The sequence below is a fragment of the Brasilonema octagenarum UFV-OR1 genome (assembly GCF_963888615.1).
GTDB classification, from domain to species: Bacteria; Cyanobacteriota; Cyanobacteriia; order Cyanobacteriales; family Nostocaceae; genus Brasilonema; species Brasilonema sennae.
Window position 1 is genome coordinate 1 of the sequence record NZ_CAWPKW010000207.1, and the last position, 5238, is coordinate 5238.

The 5238-nt window shown below is 42.0% G+C and carries 4 protein-coding genes and 1 pseudogene; 3 read left to right on the forward strand and 2 right to left on the reverse strand.

Annotation, left to right across the window (positions count from 1 at the left end):
* Positions 1–663: pseudogene (locus tag AC5590_RS15580) on the reverse strand (alpha-mannosidase); the annotation flags it as partial.
* Positions 664–861: 198 nt separating this feature from the next.
* Between AC5590_RS15580 and AC5590_RS15585 the strand changes: the two are divergent.
* Positions 862–2568 carry a hypothetical protein gene (locus AC5590_RS15585; RefSeq protein ID WP_169268847.1) on the forward strand — a complete coding sequence of 569 codons (1707 nt, stop codon included), beginning with the start codon at positions 862–864 and terminating at the stop codon, positions 2566–2568.
* Here AC5590_RS15585 and pdxR read toward each other — a convergent pair.
* The gene (pdxR, locus tag AC5590_RS15590; RefSeq protein WP_169268848.1) at positions 2551–4023 is read right to left on the reverse strand and encodes a MocR-like pyridoxine biosynthesis transcription factor PdxR; all 1473 of its coding nucleotides are present in this window, start codon (positions 4021–4023) and stop codon (positions 2551–2553) included. The two genes, AC5590_RS15585 and pdxR, sit on opposite strands and share 18 nt — an antisense overlap.
* A gap of 174 nt (positions 4024–4197) precedes the next feature.
* On the opposite strand from pdxR, the gene AC5590_RS15595 reads away from it, so the two are divergent.
* Together AC5590_RS15595 and AC5590_RS15600 are read left to right on the forward strand one after the other, a co-directional pair.
* Positions 4198–4674 carry a GNAT family N-acetyltransferase gene (locus tag AC5590_RS15595; protein ID WP_169268849.1) on the forward strand — a complete coding sequence of 159 codons (477 nt, stop codon included), beginning with the start codon at positions 4198–4200 and terminating at the stop codon, positions 4672–4674.
* A gap of 2 nt (positions 4675–4676) precedes the next feature.
* Positions 4677–5168, forward strand: coding sequence for a GNAT family N-acetyltransferase (locus AC5590_RS15600; protein ID WP_169268850.1), 492 nt, complete (start codon positions 4677–4679; stop codon positions 5166–5168).
* Positions 5169–5238 lie beyond the last annotated feature (70 nt).

Below are 5238 nucleotides of genomic sequence, written 5' to 3' on the forward strand. Positions count from 1 at the left end.
GCGTAGCGTCTCCGCAGGAGTTTGGGGGACTGGCGAACCCGAAGGGCGGTTCGTTTCCTCCCAATCAATCCCCGCCACACTCCCCGCCAAATCCTCCAACCTCTGCGGCTCAAAAGTTTCCAAAAACCGCTGCATCACAGCCAACTCATCAGCCACAAAACCGGGATCTGGGCGATTCTCATCCGTAGACTCATAAATCAGCAGCGACTTAACAAGAGCACCATCACAATGCCCCGGACTTACCAAACGCAAAGCTATGATAAATTCATCTCCTGGTGTCACCGCATCACTCAGTAGTACCCTTGGCGAACTATCAAACAAATCTCCCTCAAGCACCAACTTTCCATTAACATAAACTTGAGCAGAATCTGCCCACCAAACCAGTGATAGCCGCAAAGACAAACCTTGTAGCGGGTAACCCTGTAAATCTTGGGGAATAACTAATTTTTGCACCAACCATAGCACATTTTGCCCAAGGACCCAACCAATGTGTCCTTTGGCGTTTAACTGGGCAAGACTCCAAAGCGAAAAATCGTCAGCCAGAGGCAAGTCAGCTTCCAAGCATTGCCAGGATGACAAATTATTTACTCTTACACAGGAGCGCAATTTCTCTATTGCTTCCAAGATAAATTTAGTATTAGCTTGAGATACTTCAGAGGTCATAATTTCGCTAAGATGAGGAAACTCATTATCATCAACACTCTTTCGATTTATTGTTTGGTGCGAGTCCGACAGCTAAGCAACACTCTTAACAAAAGTTCACCATTACGTCACGCATTGAACTTGTACACAGCTAGGGACTAGACCAATTACTAGCACTGGTTGTTTTCTTAATTTTGAACTTTGAATTTTGAATTTATTATGCCTCCTGCTACCCCTGGTCGTTATCAAAGCAGACTTTTCAACTTTTTCCACCAGCAATCTCGGCGCTGGGGTGAACAGTTTGAGCGTACCATACGGCATGTACAAGTCGCTGCTAATTGGTCATTAGAGGCTCTACTTACGAGCGTGTATATGCTGATTCACAAAGCAACAGAGTCAGCCGGGAAACAACTGCATACAAATGAGCAACAATCCAGATTCCAGTTACAAGAAAGTCAGAGTAACTCGGAAACTGTTTCATCTGTAGATACTCCAGTTCAGCGAGTTCTAGAAGCAGCGGTGACTCTGGAAATTGCAGAAGCACCAAAGCCGGGGAAAGCCGGGAAAAAGAACTCCCTAACTGTCTGGATACCTTACTTTTCTATATTCCCCACTGTCTCATCTCCCCTGATTGTCTCACACCCGAACTCTCCGACAGTCTCATCTCCCCCAATAGTGCGGGGAATTGCTTCAGATTTAGGAAGTCGTAATTTGGTACTCGTTACGATTGAAAATAAAATTCTCGATATTTTAACGCTTCGACAGCAGGAGATATTGCAAAACCGGATTCTTCAGGAAGTTGCTAGATGGCGTTCTTGGCAGTTGACTCAAAGCAAAGACGAAACAAAAGTATTATCTGAAATTGATCGTCTGCTGAACAAATTGACGGGTAGTCCTCAAAGCATACCTGCCCTACCTCAAGCAACGGGAACAGAAGAGGAAAAAGAGTATCAAGAATTACCTGGATTTTTCCAAAAACTACCATCACTAGACGTAGCGATCGCCCAAATAGAATCTCGTGCTGTAGTCACAATATCTCGTACGACTGGACAATTGCTCCGAACTGTTCAAAATCAGCTAAATATCTTTGTCTACGGTAAAGACCAGCCACTGACCACTGAACGAAAAACATTAGATGGTGATTCACAACATCAAACGTCGAAAGTCCAAGCTCTAATTTGGGGAGCCATTAATTATTTTTTTGGCGAGCGCAACACTAATAAACTAGAACAAAAAACTCCAACAAATAGTATTAACCAATTCTTATCAATAGGTTCAAAGAAAAAATCAAAAACTGTACAATTACCACAGCGTCCTTTTGCCTCAGCTTTGCCCGAAAGCCGTGATTTACCAAGCGAGAATATAGCAGATCCTTGGTTAACAATGGACGATTTGTTTGGAGATTTACATGAAGTAACAGAGGTTGTTAACGAACAACAATTTTTAGTGACATCATCTGAGTCTCCAAAATCTGCTCTTCCTGCGAGTCCTGATGTGAAGATTTCGTCTCCAAAATCTTCTCTGCCCGCGAGTCCTGATGTGAAGATAACCAGACAAATCCATTTAAAATACCTCAGCGTTTTGAGTCAAGCGAAAGAGCTAATTCAAAATTCAAAATCTGCTCTACAAGCAAGCTACGCAAATAAAATATGGAAGTCATCCTCATCTTCCCATTCCCCTATTTTTCAATCCGAAACTCAGAGCAACCTAATTAAAGATAAGAAGGGAGAAATTCTTTATCAGCAGCAGCAAACCACTCAAGTTGAGGCGAAACCAGATTGGATTGAAGCACAAGCTCAAACGATTGGCTATGAAAAACATCCTCTGGAGCAAGTTCTTGAATGGCTAGACCAAATTATGCTTTGGCTCGAAGATATATTTGTAAGAATTGGTCTATTTTTGCGGAGGCTATTCCGGGGAAAATAAAATTTGAGCTATCGTACAAATGCTCTCCATCAGCTGCTGCTGTGTTAGTTCACCGTAACCAAAAATAAATTCTCCTTGAGAATGTGGTATGAGATAATGAGGTGCAGCAGACATCATCCCAATACCATGCGAAGCAGCACGTTGGATAATCTCTTGATCACTAAAAGGACTGTGCAATCTCACCATGAGATGGATTCCCGCCTTCTCTCCCAAAATCGTTGCTTTGTCTCCAAAATAAACGTTTAATGCCTTCACAAGGGCTTGACGACGCTGATCGTAAAGCGATCGCATTTTTCTAATATGGCGTTCTAAATGTCCTTCCTCGATAAAGTCTGTGAGAACTTGTTGTTCGAGTAAGGGGAGATGGCGATCGCTCAACCATTTACCACGAGCAAAAACAGAAATCAAACTTTTTGGTAGGACTAAATAACCAATTCGCAGCGAAGGAAACAGCACTTTGGAAAACGTACCAATATAAAGTACAGAATCACTGCGATCCAATCCTTGTAAAGCTGGAATCGGTTTGTCACCATAGCGATATTCACTATCATAGTCGTCTTCGATGATGAAAGCCCCTGTTTGTCGTGCCCAAGTGAGTAATTCTAATCGTCGAGGTAGAGAAAGTATTGCACCTGTGGGAAATTGATGAGAAGGTGTCACGTAAACAAGCCGGATTTGTTCGTTAGAATTATTAGCTAAGTCTTTAACTATTAAGCCTGAATCATCCACACTAATGGGTAAGAGCTTAGCACCATGAGTCTGAAATATGAGCCGTGCGCTTAAGTATCCTGGGTCTTCCATAGCAATAACATCATCAGGTTCAATGAACAAGCGCATAATTAAATCGAGTGCTTGCTGAGTTCCATTGACAATGAGCACTTGCTCTGGTTCACAGTTGACAGCGCGGGAACGACAGAGATATCGAGAAATAGCTTCCCGCAAAGGTTTGTATCCTAGAATATCCCTTGAGTAATCAAGCCATTCCAAATCAGAGCAACAGTAATGAGAAAGTAGTTTGCGCCATAGCTTGATCGGAAATTGCTCTAAGGCTGGGCGTCCGTAGCGGAAGTTAATTGGCATTTCCGGCTCAGGAATTCTAGGGACATTTTTTGTCTTAACTAAAGAATCACCATATTTAGATAACTTGACTGGTGGACGAGTCATTTTTTCAGTTGATGAAATCGGCGTTGAACGCAGTAAATCATCAGGAAGTTGAGTGCAAACAAAAGTACCAGAACCTAGAACAGTTTCTATATATCCCTCACTCAAGAGTTGATCGTAAGTTTGAGTCACAGTTGTGCGAGAAATCCCTAAAGATTTGGCAAGCTGACGTGTAGAAGGAATTCGTCTTCCTGGTAATAACCTCCCGCCAAGAATGGCTTGACGCAGTTCTTCGTAAAGCTGTTGATGAAGTGGTGAAGGGGAATTGCGTAAGAGCGTAAGGGCAAAATCCATACTTGCTGAGCGTTCAAAGTGGACTTATATAAAATCACAAAAGTGGCTCTTGTAAAAAACCACTATGAAAAATTACCCTAACAATAGACTATCGAGCAAAACTTTTGCCTAACATACACTTTTTCTATCATTAGCCTCCTTTGGTATAATTCCAAATTTGAGGTGAAGTTACTTATGCGGACACAATCAACAATTCAGGTCAGAGAAGCAACTCCACAAGAAGATTCACTGGTTGCAAAGCACTCGTGTAATTTGTGGCGAGATATTGGTGTTCCTGATGACGCCATTGATCCTAACTGGCTTGAGATAACCCTCCAGTTCATGGAACAAGCGCGTCGGGATTTGTTTTACAAAGCGTTTGTTGCAGAAGTTGATGGTTCAGTTGTTGGTTCTGTAAGTTGTCAACTTTACTCAGGTTTATACCCAAATGTTCTCATGCCACATTACCGCAAATATGGATACATTTGGGGCGTTTACGTTGAGCCAGCTTACCGTAGACAAGGTATTGCTAAGCAATTAACCAGCACAACAGTTAACTATTTGAAAGCAGTAGGTTGTACCCAAGTCATTCTTAACGCCTCTCCATTAGGTAAACCAGTTTATGAGCAACTTGGTTTTTCCAGTAGTAACGCCATGCATTTAGATTTGTAAAGATGAAAATTGCTATTAGAGAAGCTACTCAACAAGAAGACTCACTTATTGCAAAGCACTTCTATCATATGTCGAAAGATATTGGTGTTGCTGATGATGCTATTAACCCTGATTGGCTTGATATTATCGTTCAGTTTATAGAGCAGGCTCGTCAGGATTTATTTTACAAAGCATTTGTGGCAGAAGTTGAGGGTGTAATTGTTGGTTCTACAAGTTGTCAACTCTATACAGTCAGAGGTCTTTACCCAAATATTCTCAAGCAGCAATTTCGCAAAACTGGTTACATTTGGGGCGTTTATGTTGAACCAGCTTACCGCAGACAAGGTATCGCCAAACAATTAATTAGCACGACGGTTAACTATTTGAAAGAAATTGGTTGTACGCGAGTACGTCTTGACGCCTCTACAATGGGTCAACCAGTTTATGAAAGTCTTGGTTTTTCCAGTGGCAATGCTATGCAATTGGACTTAATTGATACTGCTTTTATACCGTAAATTAGCGTTGAAAAAAACCGCAGAGAGCGAATTTGCGGTGTGGATGTTCCTCCCGCAAAGTTCGCGGTGG